Source organism: Paracoccus yeei ATCC BAA-599 (assembly GCF_000622145.1).
In the GTDB taxonomy this organism is placed as follows: domain Bacteria; phylum Pseudomonadota; class Alphaproteobacteria; order Rhodobacterales; family Rhodobacteraceae; genus Paracoccus; species Paracoccus yeei.
The window spans coordinates 51,137-66,769 of record NZ_JHWH01000014.1; the positions used below are offsets into that span (position 1 = coordinate 51,137).

The 15,633-nt window shown below is 70.0% G+C and carries 17 protein-coding genes; 10 read left to right on the top strand and 7 right to left on the bottom strand.

Going from position 1 to position 15,633, the window contains the following annotated elements; translation table 11 throughout:
• Positions 1–21 precede the first annotated feature (21 nt).
• Positions 22–1,086, bottom strand: coding sequence for a multiple monosaccharide ABC transporter substrate-binding protein (chvE, locus tag BU28_RS0109045; protein WP_028719195.1), 1,065 nt, complete (start codon positions 1,084–1,086; stop codon positions 22–24).
• 238 nt (positions 1,087–1,324) lie between these two features.
• Between chvE and BU28_RS22485 the strand changes: the two genes are divergently transcribed.
• A complete protein-coding gene (locus tag BU28_RS22485) occupies positions 1,325–2,278 on the top strand; it encodes a LysR family transcriptional regulator (protein WP_051578076.1) in 954 nt (317 codons plus the stop codon).
• On the opposite strand, the gene BU28_RS0109055 is transcribed toward BU28_RS22485, so the two are convergent.
• Entirely contained in the window at positions 2,275–2,580 is a 306-nt protein-coding gene (locus BU28_RS0109055; RefSeq protein ID WP_028719196.1) for a GNAT family N-acetyltransferase, read from the bottom strand. The genes BU28_RS22485 and BU28_RS0109055 overlap by 4 nt on opposite strands.
• A gap of 72 nt (positions 2,581–2,652) precedes the next feature.
• A complete protein-coding gene (gene efp, locus BU28_RS0109060) occupies positions 2,653–3,216 on the bottom strand; it encodes an elongation factor P (RefSeq protein WP_028719197.1) in 564 nt (187 codons plus the stop codon).
• Between the two features lie 342 nt (positions 3,217–3,558).
• Here efp and BU28_RS0109065 point away from each other — a divergent pair, with 342 nt between their 5' ends.
• The gene (locus tag BU28_RS0109065) at positions 3,559–3,879 is read left to right on the top strand and encodes a DUF6280 family protein (RefSeq protein ID WP_024842734.1); all 321 of its coding nucleotides are present in this window, start codon (positions 3,559–3,561) and stop codon (positions 3,877–3,879) included.
• Between the two features lie 64 nt (positions 3,880–3,943).
• Here the strand turns inward: BU28_RS0109065 and BU28_RS0109070 are convergent, their stop codons facing one another.
• Both BU28_RS0109070 and BU28_RS0109075 read right to left on the bottom strand, forming a co-directional pair.
• Positions 3,944–4,660: an LrgB family protein gene (locus BU28_RS0109070; RefSeq protein WP_028719198.1), complete on the bottom strand. Its 717-nt coding sequence runs from the start codon at positions 4,658–4,660 to the stop codon at positions 3,944–3,946.
• Positions 4,657–5,010: a CidA/LrgA family protein gene (locus tag BU28_RS0109075; RefSeq protein WP_028719199.1), complete on the bottom strand. Its 354-nt coding sequence runs from the start codon at positions 5,008–5,010 to the stop codon at positions 4,657–4,659. Before BU28_RS0109075 ends, BU28_RS0109070 begins: the two co-directional genes overlap by 4 nt.
• Before the next feature lie 131 nt (positions 5,011–5,141).
• Between BU28_RS0109075 and BU28_RS0109080 the strand changes: the two genes are divergently transcribed.
• From BU28_RS0109080 to BU28_RS0109105, 6 genes are read left to right on the top strand one after another with little or no spacing between them, the layout of a single operon-like run.
• The gene (locus BU28_RS0109080; protein ID WP_028719200.1) at positions 5,142–8,576 is read left to right on the top strand and encodes a chromosome segregation SMC family protein; all 3,435 of its coding nucleotides are present in this window, start codon (positions 5,142–5,144) and stop codon (positions 8,574–8,576) included.
• Positions 8,577–8,620: 44 nt separating this feature from the next.
• Complete coding sequence (locus tag BU28_RS0109085; RefSeq protein ID WP_028719201.1) at positions 8,621–9,079, top strand: YbjN domain-containing protein; 459 nt, start codon at positions 8,621–8,623, stop codon at positions 9,077–9,079.
• Positions 9,080–9,088: 9 nt separating this feature from the next.
• Entirely contained in the window at positions 9,089–9,529 is a 441-nt protein-coding gene (locus BU28_RS0109090) for a RidA family protein (RefSeq protein ID WP_028719202.1), read from the top strand.
• Positions 9,526–10,278, top strand: coding sequence for a glycerophosphodiester phosphodiesterase family protein (locus BU28_RS0109095; protein WP_028719203.1), 753 nt, complete (start codon positions 9,526–9,528; stop codon positions 10,276–10,278). Before BU28_RS0109090 ends, BU28_RS0109095 begins: the two co-directional genes overlap by 4 nt.
• Complete coding sequence (locus BU28_RS0109100; RefSeq protein ID WP_233145042.1) at positions 10,275–11,042, top strand: SDR family oxidoreductase; 768 nt, start codon at positions 10,275–10,277, stop codon at positions 11,040–11,042. Before BU28_RS0109095 ends, BU28_RS0109100 begins: the two co-directional genes overlap by 4 nt.
• A 31-nt stretch (positions 11,043–11,073) precedes the next feature.
• Positions 11,074–12,213 carry a GNAT family N-acetyltransferase gene (locus tag BU28_RS0109105; RefSeq protein WP_028719205.1) on the top strand — a complete coding sequence of 380 codons (1,140 nt, stop codon included), beginning with the start codon at positions 11,074–11,076 and terminating at the stop codon, positions 12,211–12,213.
• Here BU28_RS0109105 and BU28_RS0109110 read toward each other — a convergent pair.
• Both BU28_RS0109110 and BU28_RS0109115 read right to left on the bottom strand, forming a co-directional pair.
• The gene (locus BU28_RS0109110) at positions 12,210–13,001 is read right to left on the bottom strand and encodes a TIGR02186 family protein (RefSeq protein ID WP_028719206.1); all 792 of its coding nucleotides are present in this window, start codon (positions 12,999–13,001) and stop codon (positions 12,210–12,212) included. The two genes, BU28_RS0109105 and BU28_RS0109110, sit on opposite strands and share 4 nt — an antisense overlap.
• Positions 12,998–13,921, bottom strand: a complete 924-nt coding sequence (locus BU28_RS0109115; RefSeq protein ID WP_028719207.1) for a sulfite exporter TauE/SafE family protein — start codon at positions 13,919–13,921, stop codon at positions 12,998–13,000. The genes BU28_RS0109110 and BU28_RS0109115 overlap by 4 nt, the downstream gene beginning before the upstream one ends.
• 226 nt (positions 13,922–14,147) lie before the next feature.
• Here BU28_RS0109115 and surE point away from each other — a divergent pair, with 226 nt between their 5' ends.
• Entirely contained in the window at positions 14,148–14,939 is a 792-nt protein-coding gene (gene surE / locus BU28_RS0109120; protein ID WP_028719208.1) for a 5'/3'-nucleotidase SurE, read from the top strand.
• Positions 14,940–15,611, top strand: a complete 672-nt coding sequence (locus BU28_RS0109125) for a protein-L-isoaspartate(D-aspartate) O-methyltransferase (protein WP_028719209.1) — start codon at positions 14,940–14,942, stop codon at positions 15,609–15,611.
• Positions 15,612–15,633: the final 22 nt, after the last annotated feature.

Genomic DNA, 15,633 nt, shown 5'->3' on the forward strand with positions numbered 1-15,633 from the left:
TGGCGGCGGCATCCCGGTTTGTCACTTGATCTGGTCTTCGGTGTAGTAGCCCGAGCCGACCAGAACCTCCTTGAGGTTCTTCTCGGTCACGGCGACCGGCTCCAGCAGGTAGGACGGGACCACCTTGACGCCGTTGTTGTAGGTTTCGGTGTCGTTCACCTGCGGCTCTTCGCCCTTCATCATGGCGTCGACCATGCTGACGGTGACCTTGGCCAGTTCTCGGGTGTCCTTGAAGATGGTCGAATACTGTTCGCCCGCCAGGATCGACTTGACCGACTGGACCTCGGCGTCCTGGCCGGTGACGATCGGCATCTTCAGGTCGCCCGAGCCATAGCCCACGCCCTTGAGCGAGGACAGGATGCCGATGGAGAGCCCGTCATAGGGCGACAGCACCCCGTTCACCTGCTTGTCGGTGTAGTTCGCCGACAGGATGTTGTCCATGCGCGACTGGGCGGTGGCCGGGTCCCAGCGCAGGGTGCCGACCTTGTCCATGCCCATCTGCCCCGAGGGGATCACGATCGAGCCGTCGTCGATCATCGGTTGCAGGACCGACATGGCGCCGTCGTAGAAGAAGAAGGCGTTGTTGTCGTCGGGCGAGCCGCCGAACAGCTCGACGTTCCAGGGCTTGACGTCCGGGAAGCGCTCCTTGAGCCCTTCGACCAGGGTATTGGCCTGCTCGACGCCCACCTTGAAGTTGTCGAAGGTCGCGTAATAGTCGATGTCGGGCGTGTCGCGGATCAGCCGGTCATAGGCGATCACCTTGATGTCCGAGGCCTTGGCGTTGGCCAGCGCGTTCGACAGCGTGGTGCCGTCGATGGCCGCGATCACCAGCACGTTCACGCCCTTGGTGATCATGTTCTCGATCTGGGCCAGCTGGTTCGGGATGTCGTCGTCGGCATATTGCAGGTCGGTCTGATAGCCCGCGTCCTGGAACTGCTTGACCATGTTGTTGCCGTCGTCGATCCAGCGCGCCGAGGTCTTGGTCGGCATCGAGATCCCGACCATGCCTTCGGCCGCCGCGATCCCGGGCAGCGAAAGCGCCAGGACCGAAGCCGTGGCGACAGCAAGTTTCCTAAGATTGAACATGTTTTCTCCCGTTCATGGCACGGCAGAAGCGGGCGCTCGGCGGCGCCTCTTGACCCTCATGCCTGCTTTCCCCCCTTCGCGGGCCGCCTGCGCGATCCGCAGCGAATGCGGCCATCTCGGTGCGCGCCCCGCTTGTCTGACAGGCTAGACCGCCGCGCTTGCGACCGTCAATTTCGGTTTGCGCGGCGCGATATACCAGGCATGATATGTCTTAGCGCTAACATCGGGATAAGCACGCATGGCAGGCAGCCGGGACGCGGCCGAGGAACTGATCTCTCGGGGGATCAAGCTGCGGCAGCTTGCGCTATTGGTGGCGGTGGAACGCAGCGGCCAGCTCAGCCGGGCGGCGGCGATCATGAACATGACGCAGCCGGCCGCCTCGCGCATGCTGGCGGATCTGGAGCGGATCGTGGGCGCCGATCTGACGCTGCGTCACAGCCGGGGGGTCAGCCTGACCCCCGCCGGTGAGCGTCTGGCCGAGGGTGCGCGCATCATGCTGCGCGACCTGGATATCGCCGGGCGCGAGGTGCGCGACATCGGCCGCGGCCGGCTGGGCGCGGTGCGGCTGGGCTCGGTCGCGGGGCCGTCGCTGGAGCTGGTGCTGCCGGTGGTGCGCAGCCTCGAGCGGTCCGAGCCGAACCTGCGCGTCACCATCGAGGTCGATTCCAGCGACCGGCTGGCCGCGGACCTGCTGGCCGGCGAACTGGACCTGTATCTGGGCCGCGTTCCCGACCGGCTGGACCCCGCCAGCTTCGACCTGGTGCCGATCGGTCCCGAGCCCCTGTCGCTGATCGTGGGCCGGGATCACCCGCTGGGCTGTGGCCCCTGCGACCTGTCGGACTGCCTGGCCCACGACTGGGTCATGCAGCCGCCGGGTACCGTGCTGCGCGCCACGGTCGAACGCTATCTGCTGGACCGGGGACTGGTGCTGCCGGCCTCGGTCATCTCGACGGGGTCGCTGATGCTGACGCTGGCCTTCGTCATGCATTCGCCGGCGGTGGGGGTGCTCTCCACCTCGGCGGCACGGCTGTTCGAGGCCGAAAACCGCGGGCCCGTCCTGCGCCTGCCGGTCGCCCCAGACCTGGCGGTGACGCCCTATGCCATCGTCACCCTGCGCGGGCGCGAGCCCACCGCCGCGGCGCGCGTCTTTCTGAACGTCCTGCGCGAGGAACTGCAGCAGCGCGCCGTCTAGGCGCCGGCACGCACATCGGCCCAGTCGGGATGCCGGTCGAACTGGATGCGCACATAGCTGCAGGCCGGCACGATCCGCAGGCCCTTGCTGCGGGCGTCCTGGACCAGCCGGTCCACCAGCGCGCCCGCCGCGCCGCTGCCGCGCATGGCGGGGGGCGCATAGGTGTGATCGGCAACGATGGTTCCGGGGCCGGCGGCGCGCCAGGTCAGTTCCGCCTCGCCCTGGATGCCGGGCAGGGCTACGGAATAGCGGCCCGAGGATCCGTTATCCTCGTGGCGGACATTGGGACGGGGCTGGGACACGAGACTTCTCCTTGACCGGGGTCTGCCGGGACAACGCCCGGCAGCGGTCCCGGGGTCCATGCCCCGGCGGGATCAGGCGCGTTCGGAATATTCGAAGGTTTCGGTGTTCACGACGATGTTTTCATCCGCGCCGACGAAGGGCGGAATCATCACCCGCACGCCATTGTCCAGGATCGCCGGCTTGAAGCTTTTCGCGGCGGTCTGGCCGTTCAGCACCGGCTCGGTCTCGGCCACGCGGCAGACGACCTTCTGCGGGATGCGCACGGACAGGGGCTCGTCGCCGTAATATTCGACGGCGGCGGTCATGCCGTCCTGCAGGAAGGGGCGGCGGTCGCCCAGCAGGTCGGCGTCGAGTTCGGTCTGTTCAAAGGTGGCGCTGTCCATGAACACCAGCTTGCCGTCGGATTCATACAGGAACTGCTGGTCCTTGAATTCCAGCTGGACCTGATCGACCTTGTCCTCGGACCGGAAGCGTTCGTTCAGCTTGCGTCCGTCGCGCAGGTTCTTCAGCTCGACCTGGGCGAATGCGCCGCCCTTGCCGGGCTTGACGTGGTTGACCTTGACCGCGGCCCACAGGCCCCCGTCGTGTTCCAGCACAAAGCCGGGCTTGATTTCATTGCCGTTGATCCGGGCCATCCTGCAAACCTTGATATCGGGAAAGTCGGGCGGTCCGGGGTTGAACCGCCATCAGCCGGCCCTATATCCAGCCACGCGGTCCAAGGCAACCGGATCGGACTTTCGGCGTTGTCAAGGCTGACTGAAGGGGTTTGGTTGTCGTGAATCGGTTATCATTTTCGTGTTATCCGCAGATTTCGCGCGCCTTGCGCGCTATGCATGGCTGTCATGAGGGTGAGGGCATACCGAATCAGACCCGGGATCGGCTAATCCCGACAGGCGCCGCCATTGACTGGCGATCAACATCGGCAGGGCAGGGGCCCCGCCGCTATGCGGTTTGGCAAGAATAACAGGATAAAGAAAATGCGCGATTTCGTGGATGGCTCGGCTTTCAATTTTGAACAAGGACAGCGCGCCCGCAAGCTTTTTGCCGCGGTGGTGCTGGCTGCCCTGGACGATGCGATCGCGGATGACAAAAAATATGGCAACGGGCCTGATCAGATTGCACGCTGGGCACGGTCGCGCGATGGGCGCGAGGTTCTGTCCTGCGCCGGCATCGACCCGAACGAACGTGTGGTCAAGGGCCTGATGGAGTTCGTGGCCAAGGGCGTGCGCACCTCGGTCGCGCTGTCGCGCGAGGAATCCGAACGCCGCCACGCCGCCGAGGAAGCCGACGCGGCCTGATCGCCCCTCTTTCGACATCTGTCGTGCTTTCGGCCGCCCCACGCCAGGGGCGGCCTTTTTGCTGTCACTGGAACAGGCGCAGCACCAGGGGCGCGATGATCGCGGTCAAGACCGCGTTCAGCCCCATGCCGATGCCGGCGAAAGCCCCCGCGGTTTCGTTCACCTGGAAGGCGCGGGCGGTGCCGATGCCATGCGCAGCCACGCCCACCGCAAAGCCGCGCGCGCGCCAGTCGCGCACGCCCAGCCCGTTCAGCAGGGGCGTCACGATCACCGCGCCGAAGATCCCGGTCAGCAGCACCAGGACGGCGGTGATCGTCGGCTCACCCCCCAGCCCCTCGGCGATGCCGATGGCGACGGGGGCGGTGGTCGATTTCGGCGCAAGGCTGGCCATCATCACCGGCGACAGGCCGAAGGCATGCCCGATCGCCAGGACCGAGGCGATGGCCGTGACCGAGCCCGCGACCAGCGCCGCCGCCAAGGGCAGCGCCGCCCGGCGCACCCGATGCAGGTTTTCGTAAAGCGGCATCCCCAGCGCGACCGTGGCCGGACCCAGCATGAAATGGACGAATTGCGCGCCCTCGAAATAGGTCTGGTAATCGGTGCCCGTCACCCCCAGCACCAGCGCCAGCAGGATCACCGCGACCAGCACCGGGTTGGCCCAGCTTTGCCGCCCCATCGCCCGGAAAAAGCGGTCCCCCAGCCAGTAGGCCACCAGCGTCGCCGTCAGCCACAGCAGCGGCCCGCGCGACAGATAGGACCAGATCATCCCCGCGTCGGTCATTCGCCTTGGCCTCCGGTGGCGCGCACGACCCAGACAAAGACCAGCGCCGCCACCGCGATGGCCAGTGCGGTCGAGACGGTCAGCGCAAGCGCGATGGCCAGCCCGTCGCTGCGGAATTCGCCCAGATGCGCCACGACGCCGACGCCCGCCGGCACGAAGAACAGCGACAGGTTGCCCAGAAGGCCCAGCGTGACGGGGCGCAGCATCTCGGCCAGGCGGGGGCGCAGGCTGCAGCTGGCGACCAGCAGCAGCAGGCCGATCACGGGGCCGGGGACGGGCAGGCCCAGCCCGCGGGCGGCGATCTCGCCCGCAAGCTGGAACGAAAGCAGGATGACAAGCGCGGGGATCATGGGGGATTCCGGTCAAAATATCCTCAAATCTTGTGGATAACACCGCGGCGGACCCGATATCTAGGGGGCGCGGTTGACTAAGGAGGCCGAAACCGCGAAAAATCCCCCATGGATCCAATCGGGATGACCCCTTGCGTTTCGACCGGCTGCGCCTGAACGGCTTCAAGAGCTTCGTGGACCCGACCGACCTGGTCATCCACGACGGGCTGACCGGAGTCGTCGGTCCGAACGGCTGCGGCAAGTCGAACCTGCTCGAGGCGCTGCGCTGGGTCATGGGCGAGAACCGCCCCACCGCCATGCGCGGCGAGGGGATGGAGGACGTGATCTTTGCCGGCACCGCCCGCCGGTCCGCCCGCGCCCATGCCGAGGTGACGCTGCTGATCGACAATGCCGAGCGGCTGGCCCCGGCGGGGATGAACGACAGCGACACGCTGGAAATCTCGCGCCGGATCACGCGCGACGCGGGTTCCGCCTATCGCATCAACGGGCGCGAGGTGCGGGCGCGCGACGTGCAGATGCTGTTCGCCGACGCCTCGACCGGGGCCCATTCGCCCGCGCTGGTGCGGCAGGGCCAGATCTCGGAACTGATCAACGCCAAGCCCAAGGCCCGCCGCCGCATCCTTGAGGAAGCGGCCGGCATTTCCGGCCTTTACCAGCGCCGGCACGAGGCCGAGCTGAAGCTGAACGCCGCCGAGGCGAACCTGGCGCGGCTGGACGACACGCTGGATCAGCTGTCGGCGCAGGCCGCCTCGCTAGCCCGGCAGGCCCGCGCCGCCGCCCGCTATCGCGAGATCGGCGCCGCCCTGCGCCGGACCGAAGGGATGCTGCTGTATCGCCGTTGGGCCGAGGCCGACCAGGCCCGCGCCGCCGCGGCCGAGGCGCTGCAGGATGCCCTGCGCGCCGCCGCCGGGGCCGAGGCGCAGGCCCGCCGCGCCATCGCCGCGCGCGAGACCGCCGATGCCGCCCTGCCGCCGCTGCGGGACGAGGAGCAGGTCGCCGCCGCCATCCTGTCGCGCGCCACCGTCGAGCGCGAGGCCCTGGACGAGGCCGAGGCCCGCGCCGCCCAGGCGATCCGCACGCTGGTCGCGCGCATCGCCCAGCTTGACCGCGACCTCGAGCGCGAGGCGGGGCTGAACCGCGACGCGGGCGAGGTCATCGCCCGGCTGGAGGCCGAACGGCAGGATCTGGAGCAGGCCGGCCGGGGCCACGACGACCGTCTGGCTGCCGCCGGCGAGGCCGCCGACGAGGCCGCCGAGGCGCTGCGCCTGGTGGAGACGCGGCTGGCCGAGCTGACCGACGAAGCCGCCCGGCTGGCCGCCCGCCATCAATCCGCCGAACGGCTGGTCCATGACCTGCGCCAGATGCAGGCCCGCGCCGACCGCGCGGCGGTCGCGGCCGAGGAAAAGCTTGCCGCCGCGTCCAGGGCCGGGACCGGCGCCGAGGCCGCACGGGAGGCCGCCGAGGCGGCGATGGAGGCGGCCCGCGCCCGCGCCGAACTGGCCGAGGAGGCCTTGGCCGCCGCCGAGGAGGAGCGCAGCGCCCTGGAGGACGCCGAGGCCGAGGCCCGCGCCGCCCGCGCCGAGGCCGAGGGCGAGCTTTCGGCGCTGGCGGCCGAGATGGCGGCGCTGCGCCGGCTGGTCGAACGCGGCCAGGGCACCGGCTCGGTCCTGGACCTGGTGCGGGTGGCGCGCGGCCACGAGACGGCCTTCGGCGCGGCACTGGGCGACGATCTGCAGGCCGCGCTGGTCAACGAGGGGTCGGGTTGGCACGCGCTGCCGCCCTGCGACGGCCCGGCGCTGCCCGTCCCGGCCCTGGCGCCGCATGTCGAGGCGCCGGCCGCGCTGGCCCGGCGTCTGGCGCAGGTCGGGCTTGTGCCCGACGCGGAAACCGGCGCCGCGCTGCAACCCGGCCTTGCGCCGGGGCAAAGGCTGGTGACGCTGGCGGGCGATCTGTTCCGCTGGGATGGGATGCGGGTGATGGCGGGGGAGTCCGTCTCGGCCGCGGCGCTGCATCTGCAGAAGGTGAACCAGCTGGCCGAGCTGTCGGCCCAGGCCGAGGCCGCCCGGACCCGTGCCGAGCGTACACAGGCCGTACACCGGGCGTGCACCGAACGGCACGCCGCCGCGACCGAGGCCGAGAAGCGCGCCCGCGACCTGCGGCGCGAGGCCGAGCGCGGCCTGTCGGACGCCGCCCGTGCCGCGACCCGCGCCGAATCCGACCTGTCTCTGGCGCAAGGCCGGGCCGAGGCGGCGCGCGCGGAACTGGCGCGCCACCGCGCCGACGCGGACGATGCCGGCGCCCGCCTGGCCGAGGCCGAGCGCGCGCTGGCCGATCTGCCCGACCGCGCCGCCGCCGCCCAGGCGCTGGACCATGCCCGCATGGGGGTCGAGGCCGCGCGCATCGCCACGCTGACCCGGCGCGGCGCGCTGGACGAGATCCGGCGCGAGGCCGAGGCCCGTGCCCGGCGCCTGGCCGAGATCGCGCGCGAGGTGGCCGGCTGGCGCCAGCGGCTGGACCAGGCCGGCACCCGCGCCGCCGAACTGGCCGCCCGGCGCGAGGACAGCGCCCTGGAGCTGGAGGAGGCCGAGGCCCAGCCCGAGGTCCTGGCCGAGCGCCGCGCGGTCCTGACCGAGGCCGAGGCGCAGGCGAGCGCCCGCCTGACCCGCGCCCGCGCCGCCCTGTCCGCCGCCGAACAGGCCCAGCGCCTTGCCGCCGAGGCCGAGCGCGAGGCCGAGCGCGCCGCATCGGACGCGCGCGAGGCCCGCGCCGCCCGCGAGGCGCGCGCCGAGGCGGCGGCCGAGGCCGAGGCGCAGGCCCGCGCCCGCATCCTGGAGGATGCCGAGACCACGCCGCAGGCGCTGCTGGAAAGCCTGGGCTCGGTCGACGCGACGGCCCTCGACGCGCTCGAGGCGCAGATCCTGCGCCTGCGCCAGCAGCGCGACGGCTTGGGCGCGGTCAACCTGCGCGCCGACGACGACAAGGCGGAGCTGGAAACCGAGCGCGACCGGCTGGCCGCCGAAAAGGACGACCTGGCCGAGGCGATCCGCAAGCTGCGCCAGGGCATCGCCAGCCTGAACCGTGAGGGGCGCGACCGGCTGCTGGCGGCCTTCGACACGGTGAACCGCAATTTCACCACGCTGTTCACCCATCTGTTCGGCGGCGGCGAGGCGCGGCTGGTGCTGGTCGAATCCGACGATCCGCTTGAGGCGGGGCTGGAAATCCTGTGCCAGCCGCCGGGAAAGAAGCTGAGCACGCTGAGCCTTTTGTCGGGGGGCGAACAGACGCTGACCGCGCTGGCGCTGATCTTTGCCGTCTTTCTGGCCAATCCCGCGCCGATCTGCGTTCTGGATGAGGTCGACGCGCCGCTGGACGACGCCAACGTCACCCGGTTCTGCGACCTGATGGACGAAATGACCCGCCGCACCCGGACGCGCTTTCTGGTCATCACCCACCATGCGGTGACGATGGCGCGGATGGACCGCCTGTTCGGGGTGACGATGGTGGAACAGGGCGTCAGCCAGCTGGTCAGCGTGGACCTGACCCGCGCAGAGGCTCTGGTCGCCTGAAGGGCAAGCGGCTATAGGCCGCCCAACCCCTTGCGGAGCCGTCCATGCTCGTCCTGCCCGCCCTGCTGTTCGCCGCCGTCCTGCAGACGGCGCCCGCCCCCATGCCGGGGCAGGTGCTGGGCGATCCCGCCCAGATCGGCGCCATCCTGTCCCAGCTTGGCCTGCCCGTCACCTGGGGACGGGACGTGCAGGGCCTGGCCGCCCTGGAAAGCGAGATCGACGGCACGCTGTTCAACGTCTATTTCTACGATTGCGCGCCCCTGTGCCGGCGCATGCAGTTCGTCACCGGCTTTACCCTGACCAGCCCGATGACGCCCGAGGACGCGAACGGCTGGAACCGCGACCATCCCTTCGGCAAGGTCGTGCTGACGGACGAGGGCCAGCCCTATCTGGAAATGGATATCGGGCTTGCAGAGGACGGCCTGGGGCGCAAGAATTTCGAGGACGCGCTGGCCACCTGGCGCGACACCCTGCGCGATTTCCGCGCCGCCATCAGCAACTAGAGGGACTTCATGAGCATCGAAAGCAAACTGACCGAACTGGGCATCACCCTGCCCGAGGCGCCGGCGCCGGCGGCGAACTATGTGCCTTGGGTGATTTCGGGGAACCTGCTGTTCGTCTCGGGGCAGATCTCGGCGCTGAAGGGCCGGCTGGGCGACGACCTGGCGGTCGAGCAGGGCGCCGAGGCCGCGCGCGGCTGCGGGCTGTCGCTGCTGGCGCAGGCGCGGGCGGCGCTGGGGTCGCTGGACCGGGTGGCGCGCGTGGTCAAGCTGGGCGGCTTCGTCAATTCGACCGCGACCTTCACCGACCAGCCCGAGGTGATCAACGGCTGCTCGAACCTGATGGTCGAGGTGTTCGGCGACAAGGGCCGCCATGCCCGCGCCGCCGTCTCGGCCCCCTCGCTGCCGCGGGGCGTCGCGGTCGAGATCGAGGCCATCTTCGAGATCGCATGATGGGCCTGCATCGGGGTTTCCTGGACCGGCCCATCGCCCATCGCGGGCTGCATGGGCCGGGCGTGCCGGAAAACAGCATGGCGGCGTTCCGCGCCGCCATCGCCGCCGGCTACGGCATCGAATGCGACATCCAGCGCGCCATTGACGATACGCCCATGGTGTTTCACGACTACGAACTGGCCCGGCTGACCGATATCGAGAACGGCACCGTCGCCGCGAGCACGCCGGCGCAGCTGGCCAGGCTGCACCTGCTTGAGACGCAGGAGACCATCCCGACGCTGCGCGAGATGCTTGACGCGGTCGCGGGCCGGGTGCCCCTGCTGATCGAGATCAAGGACCCGACCATCGCCTCGGGCCCGGATGTGGGCGCCCTGCCCGGCAGGGTGGCCGAGGCGTTGCGGGGCTATGACGGGCCCGTGGCGGTCATGTCCTTCAACCCGCATGTCATCGCCGCCTTTCACGAGGCCGCGCCGGAGGTCGCGGTCGGGCTGACCACCTGCGCCTATGACGCGGCGGACTGGCCGATGCTGGACGCGGACACCCGCGCGCATCTGGCGGCCATCGCCGATTTCGACCGGGTGGGGGCGGGGTTCGTCTCGCACGACCACACGGACCTTGCCAACCCGGCGGTGGCGGCCCTGGCGGCGCGCGGCGTGCCGGTCCTGTGCTGGACCATCCGTTCGCCCGCCGATGAGGCCGAGGCGCGGCGCCTTGCCCGGAACATCACCTTCGAGGGGTATCTGCCATGACCGGAACCATGACGGGAACCAAGCCCGGAACCATGCTTGTGACCGGCGGCTCGCGCGGGATCGGGCGCGCGGTGGCGCTGATGGCGGCCGAGCGCGGCTGGGACATCGCGCTGAGCTGGCGCGGCGACCGCGCCGCCGCCGAGGAGACCGCCGCCCGCATCCGCGACCTGGGCCGCCGGGTTGTCGTGTCACAAGGCGACGTGTCGGTCGAGGCCGACGTGATCCGCGTCTTCGACGAGGCCGAGGCGGCCTTCGGGCGGCTGGACGCGGTGGTCGTCAACGCCGGCATCGCCGCCCCCGCCATGCGGCTGGCCGAGATGGAGCTGGACCGGATCGAGCGGGTGATCCGCGTGAACGTCACCGGCGCGCTGCTGACCTGCCGCGAGGCGGCGCGGCGCATGGGCCGCACGGGCGAGCCCACGGCCAGCATCACCATCATCGGCTCGGCCGCGTCGCGGCTGGGGGGCGGCGGGCAATATGTGGATTACGCCGCGTCCAAGGCCGCGGTCGAGGCGCTGACGAACGGCCTGTCGAAGGAACTGGCAGGCGACGGCATCCGCGTCAACCTGATCCGCCCGGGCCTGATCGAGACCGACATCCATGCCGAGATCGGCGACCCCGACCGGCCGCGCAAGCTGGCGCGGTCCGTGCCGATGGGCCGCCCCGGCAGCGCCGAGGAAGTGGCCGAGGGGGTGGTGTGGCTGGCCTCGCCGCAGGCCGGCTATGTCACCGGCGCGATCCTGGATATCGCCGGCGGGCGCTGACAAAGCCCGCCCGCGCCCCTATCTTCGCTGCATGAGCGAACTGACCGTTTCCATCCTGCCCGCGATTTCGGGCATCGAGGCCGCCCTGTGGGATGGCTGCGGCGCCGGGACCAACCCCTTCACCACCCATCGGTTTCTGGCCGCGCTGGAGGATTCGGGCTCGGTCGGCGAGGGGACGGGCTGGCATCCCTCGCATCTGGTGGCGCGGATCGACGGCGCCGTCGCGGGGGTCGCGCCCTGCTATCTCAAGACCCACAGCCAGGGCGAATACATCTTTGACCACGCCTGGGCCGAGGCTTACGCACGCGCGGGCGGGCGCTATTACCCCAAGCTGCAATGCGCGGTGCCCTTTACCCCCGTCACCGGGCCGCGCCTGATCGCCCCCGACCCGGCGGTGCAGGGTGCGCTGCTGCGCGCCTTGGCCCAGGTCGCGCGGCAGTCGGGCCTGTCGGGCGCGCATGTGACCTTCTGCACCGCGGCCGAGGCGGCGCTGGCCGAGGGCGCCGGCTTCCTGAGCCGCGCCAGCGAGCAGTTCCACTGGCTGAACCGGGGCTACGGCAGCTACGACGATTTCCTGGCCGAGCTGTCCTCGCGCAAGCGCAAGGCGCTGCGCAAGGAACGCGAGCGCGCGCAAGGGTTCGGCGGCACCATCCGCAGCCTGACCGGCGACGCCATCCGGCCCGAGCACTGGGATGCGTTCTGGACCTTCTACCAGGACACCGGCGGGCGCAAATGGGGGCGGCCCTATCTGACGCGGGATTTCTTCGACCGGCTGCACGACACCATGCGCGACGACTGCCTGCTGGTCCTGGCTGAGCGCGACGGCATCCCCGTCGCGGGCGCGCTGAACCTGATCGGGCCGGATGCGCTTTACGGCCGCTACTGGGGCTGCACCGAGGATCACCCGTTCCTGCATTTCGAACTGTGCTATCACCAGGCCATCGACTGGGCCATCGCGCATGGCCTGAGCCGCGTCGAGGCCGGGGCGCAGGGCGAACACAAGCTGGCGCGCGGCTATCTGCCGGTCCAGACCCATTCGCTGCACTGGGTCCGCGACCAAGGGTTTCACGACGCCATCGCCGATTTCCTGGACCGCGAGCGCCGCGCGGTCGCGCAGGAGATGGAGTTTCTGGCGGAACTCGGCCCGTTCCGCCGGGGCGAGCCCGCCTAGGTCCGCCGCAACTGCCGGAACGCGGCCGAGGCGCCCCAGCCGGCAAAGACTGCGATCGCCAGCGACATGAAGCCGTAGACGAAGGGCTGGTGCAGCGCCAGGCGATAAAGCCAGCGCTCCAGCCCCACCTTGCGCACCTCGATGGGGGCGCGGAAGGTGTCGATCACCTTGCCGTCGCGCACCAGGAAGATGCGGGTGGCGTAAAAGCCCTCGATCAGGTTCGCGGGCAGGCGCACGTCGGCGCGAAACAGGGTCTGTTCCGCCAGAAGCACCGCGCCGTCGTCCAGACGATACAGATCGTTCGCCTCGCGCAGGCGGACCAGCGCCTCGGTATAGGGGACCACGTCCTCGACCTCGGGCGCGCCGGCGAGCGCGCGGATCGCCAGCGGGACCGAGATGCGGAACCGGCTGTCCTGTTCGGGTTCGAGGATCCGGTCCAGCGGCCGGGTCGTCGCCACCACATAGAAGTTCGGGGCCGAGGCGACGCTGACCCGGCCGGTGTTCACCCAGATGCCGAAGCGGCGTTCCTTGTGGCGGACGGTGACGGCGCGGGCCGGCCCCTCGACGGTGACGATCACGTCCAGGGGCCCGGTGTCCGGGATCGGCGTCTCGCGCTTGATCGCGCCATAGATGATGATGTCCGAGCCGTCGAAGCTGGTGGTGATGTCCACGTCGTCACGCGACAGGCCCGCGACGATCCGTTCGGGGGGCGCGCGCGGCGGCTCGGGCAGGGGTTGCGCCAGGGCGGGCAAGGCCGACAGCAGCAAGAAAAGCAGCGCGCGGATCATCGCAGGATCCCCGGCGTCAGGGAGTAGAGATCGTCGGGGCGCAGGAACAGATCCAGCGCCAGCTTGCCGCAGACCGCCAGCACCAGAAGCGCCAGCAGGATGCGCAGCTGTTCCGCCCGCAGCTTGGCGCCCAGCTGGGTGCCGATCTGCGCGCCGATGACGCCGCCCACGATCAGCAGGACCGCCAGCATCACGTCGACGGTGTTCGACGACACGGCGTGCATCAGGGTGGTATAGGCCGACAGGAAGGTGATCTGAAAGAGCGAGGTGCCGATCACGACCTTGGTCGGCATCCCCAGCAGATAGATCATCGCCGGCACCATGATGAAGCCGCCGCCGACCCCCATCAGCGCGCCCAGCACGCCCACGCAGGCCCCGACCAGCAGGACCGGGACCGCGCTGATGTAAAGCCCCGAGGCGCGGAACTTCATCTTCAGCGGCCAGCGATGCACCCAGCCGTGCTGGTTGCGCCGCATCGGCTGCATCGGCCCGCTTTTGCGCGCCCGGCGCAGGGCGCCCAGGCTTTCCTGCAGCATCATGGCCCCGATCAGGCCCAGGAACACGACATAGCACAGCTGCACCACCAGATCGACCTGGCCCAGCCGTTGCAGCATGTTGAACAGGATCACCCCCAGGGACGAGCCGACCAGCCCCCCCGCCAGCAGGACCCAGCCCATGCGGAAATCGACGGTCTTGCGCTTGACATGCGCAAGCACCCCGGAAAACGAGCTGGCGACCACCTGGTTCGCCCCGGTCGCCACCGCGATGGCCGGCGGGATGCCGATGAAGAACAACAGCGGGGTGATCAGAAAGCCGCCGCCCACGCCGAACAGGCCCGACATCAGCCCCACGATGGTGCCGAGACTGATCAGGGTGAAGGCATTCACCACCACCTCGGCAATGGGAAGATAGATCTGCATGTCCTGCCCGGCTTTGGCCCTGCCGCGATCCTGCCCGCTGGGCGCGCGCGCGTCAAACGCTGGTCGCGCCTTGCTGCGGGTTGTCGCAGGACTGTGGCGCGGATAAGCATGATCCTGACGCGGTTGTGATGGCGCTGTCGCCCCTGCGGGCAGGGCGCCCGGCGCGGGCACGGACGGCAGGCACAGACGGCGGCATAGACGGCGGGCACGGACGAACGGGGGCTGAATGCGGATCCTTATCACCAACGACGACGGCATCAACGCCCCGGGCCTGGTCACCCTGGCCGAGATCGCGGCCGAGATCGCCGGCCCCTCGGGCGAGGTCTGGACCGTCGCGCCCGCCTTCGAGCAGTCGGGCGTCGCGCATTGCATCAGCTATGTCCATCCGACGCTGATCGCGGAGCTGGGCCCGCGCCGCTTTGCCGCCGAGGGCTCTCCGGCCGACTGCGTGCTGGCCGCCATCGCCGATGCGATGAAGGGCAATCCGCCCGACCTGGTGCTGTCCGGGGTGAACCGGGGCAACAACTCGGGCGAGAACGTGATGTATTCGGGCACCGTCGGCGGCGCCATGGAGGCGGCGTTGCAGGGCCTGCCCGCCATCGCCCTGTCGCAATACATGGGCAAGCGCACCGCCACCCTGGACGACCCGTTCCAGGCCGCGCGGGTTCATGCCCCGCGCCTGATCCGGCAGCTGCTGGACCACGGCGACTGGACCTCGGACACCGATTTCCGGCTGTTCTACAACATCAACTTCCCGGCCTGCGACGCGGCTGCGGTCAAGGGGGTGCGGGTCGCGCCGCAGGGCCGCCGCCAGGGCGTGCGCTTCGAGGTCGAGCCTTATCACGCCCCGAACGGGCGGCGCTTCCTGTGGGTTCTGGGCGGGTCGCAGACCGCGCCCGCCACGCCCGGCAGCGACGTGGATGCCAATATGCAGGACTATATCTCGTTGACGCCGATGCGGCCGGACCTGACCTGCCATGCCAGCCTCGAGGCCCTGCGCGTCCTTGAGGAAGGCTGAATGAGCGACGAACCCGGCCCCGAGACGGACCCCGAGCCCGAGCCCGAGCGCAAGATGCGCTTTCTGTTCGCGCTGCGCCAGCGCGGCGTGACCGAGCCGCGCGTGCTGGAGGCCATGGAGCGGATCGACCGGGGCGCCTTCGTCCGCGGGCTGTTCCAGGACCGCGCCTATGACGACACGCCGCTGCCCATTCCCTGCGGCCAGACCATCAGCCAGCCTTCGGTCGTCGGGCTGATGACCCAGGCGCTGCAGGTCGGGCCGCGCGACAAGGTGCTGGAGATCGGGACCGGCTCGGGCTATCAGGCGGCGATCCTGTCGCTGCTGTGCCGCCGGGTCTATACGCTGGACCGCCACCGCCGCCTGGTGGCCGAGGCCGAGGCGATCTTTCGCCATTTCGGCCTGTCCAACATCACCGCGATCACGGCCGACGGCTCGCGCGGGTTGCCCGAGCAGGCGCCCTTTGATCGCATCATGGTGACCGCCGCTGCCGAGGACCCGCCCGGCCCGCTCTTGGCGCAGTTGAAGATCGGCGGTATCATGGTCGTGCCCGTCGGGCAGTCGGACGCGGTCCAGACGCTGATCCGGGTGCGCCGTGGCGAAGCGGGCTTTGAATACGACGAATTGCGGCAGGTGCGTTTCGTGCCGCTGGTCGAGGGGTTGGGACAGACATGACCCCCGGCCATCCATGATGAGG

Coding starts and splice junctions, on each gene's coding strand:
- chvE (WP_028719195.1), bottom strand. CDS start 1,086: ATGTTCAATCTTAGGAAACTTGCTGTCGCCACGGCTTCGGTCCTGGCG.
- BU28_RS22485 (WP_051578076.1), top strand. CDS start 1,325: ATGGCAGGCAGCCGGGACGCGGCCGAGGAACTGATCTCTCGGGGGATC.
- efp (WP_028719197.1), bottom strand. CDS start 3,216: ATGGCCCGGATCAACGGCAATGAAATCAAGCCCGGCTTTGTGCTGGAA.
- BU28_RS0109065 (WP_024842734.1), top strand. CDS start 3,559: ATGCGCGATTTCGTGGATGGCTCGGCTTTCAATTTTGAACAAGGACAG.
- BU28_RS0109070 (WP_028719198.1), bottom strand. CDS start 4,660: ATGACCGACGCGGGGATGATCTGGTCCTATCTGTCGCGCGGGCCGCTG.
- BU28_RS0109075 (WP_028719199.1), bottom strand. CDS start 5,010: ATGATCCCCGCGCTTGTCATCCTGCTTTCGTTCCAGCTTGCGGGCGAG.
- BU28_RS0109085 (WP_028719201.1), top strand. CDS start 8,621: ATGCTCGTCCTGCCCGCCCTGCTGTTCGCCGCCGTCCTGCAGACGGCG.
- BU28_RS0109090 (WP_028719202.1), top strand. CDS start 9,089: ATGAGCATCGAAAGCAAACTGACCGAACTGGGCATCACCCTGCCCGAG.
- BU28_RS0109095 (WP_028719203.1), top strand. CDS start 9,526: ATGATGGGCCTGCATCGGGGTTTCCTGGACCGGCCCATCGCCCATCGC.
- BU28_RS0109100 (WP_233145042.1), top strand. CDS start 10,275: ATGACCGGAACCATGACGGGAACCAAGCCCGGAACCATGCTTGTGACC.
- BU28_RS0109105 (WP_028719205.1), top strand. CDS start 11,074: ATGAGCGAACTGACCGTTTCCATCCTGCCCGCGATTTCGGGCATCGAG.
- BU28_RS0109110 (WP_028719206.1), bottom strand. CDS start 13,001: ATGATCCGCGCGCTGCTTTTCTTGCTGCTGTCGGCCTTGCCCGCCCTG.
- BU28_RS0109115 (WP_028719207.1), bottom strand. CDS start 13,921: ATGCAGATCTATCTTCCCATTGCCGAGGTGGTGGTGAATGCCTTCACC.
- surE (WP_028719208.1), top strand. CDS start 14,148: ATGCGGATCCTTATCACCAACGACGACGGCATCAACGCCCCGGGCCTG.
- BU28_RS0109125 (WP_028719209.1), top strand. CDS start 14,940: ATGAGCGACGAACCCGGCCCCGAGACGGACCCCGAGCCCGAGCCCGAG.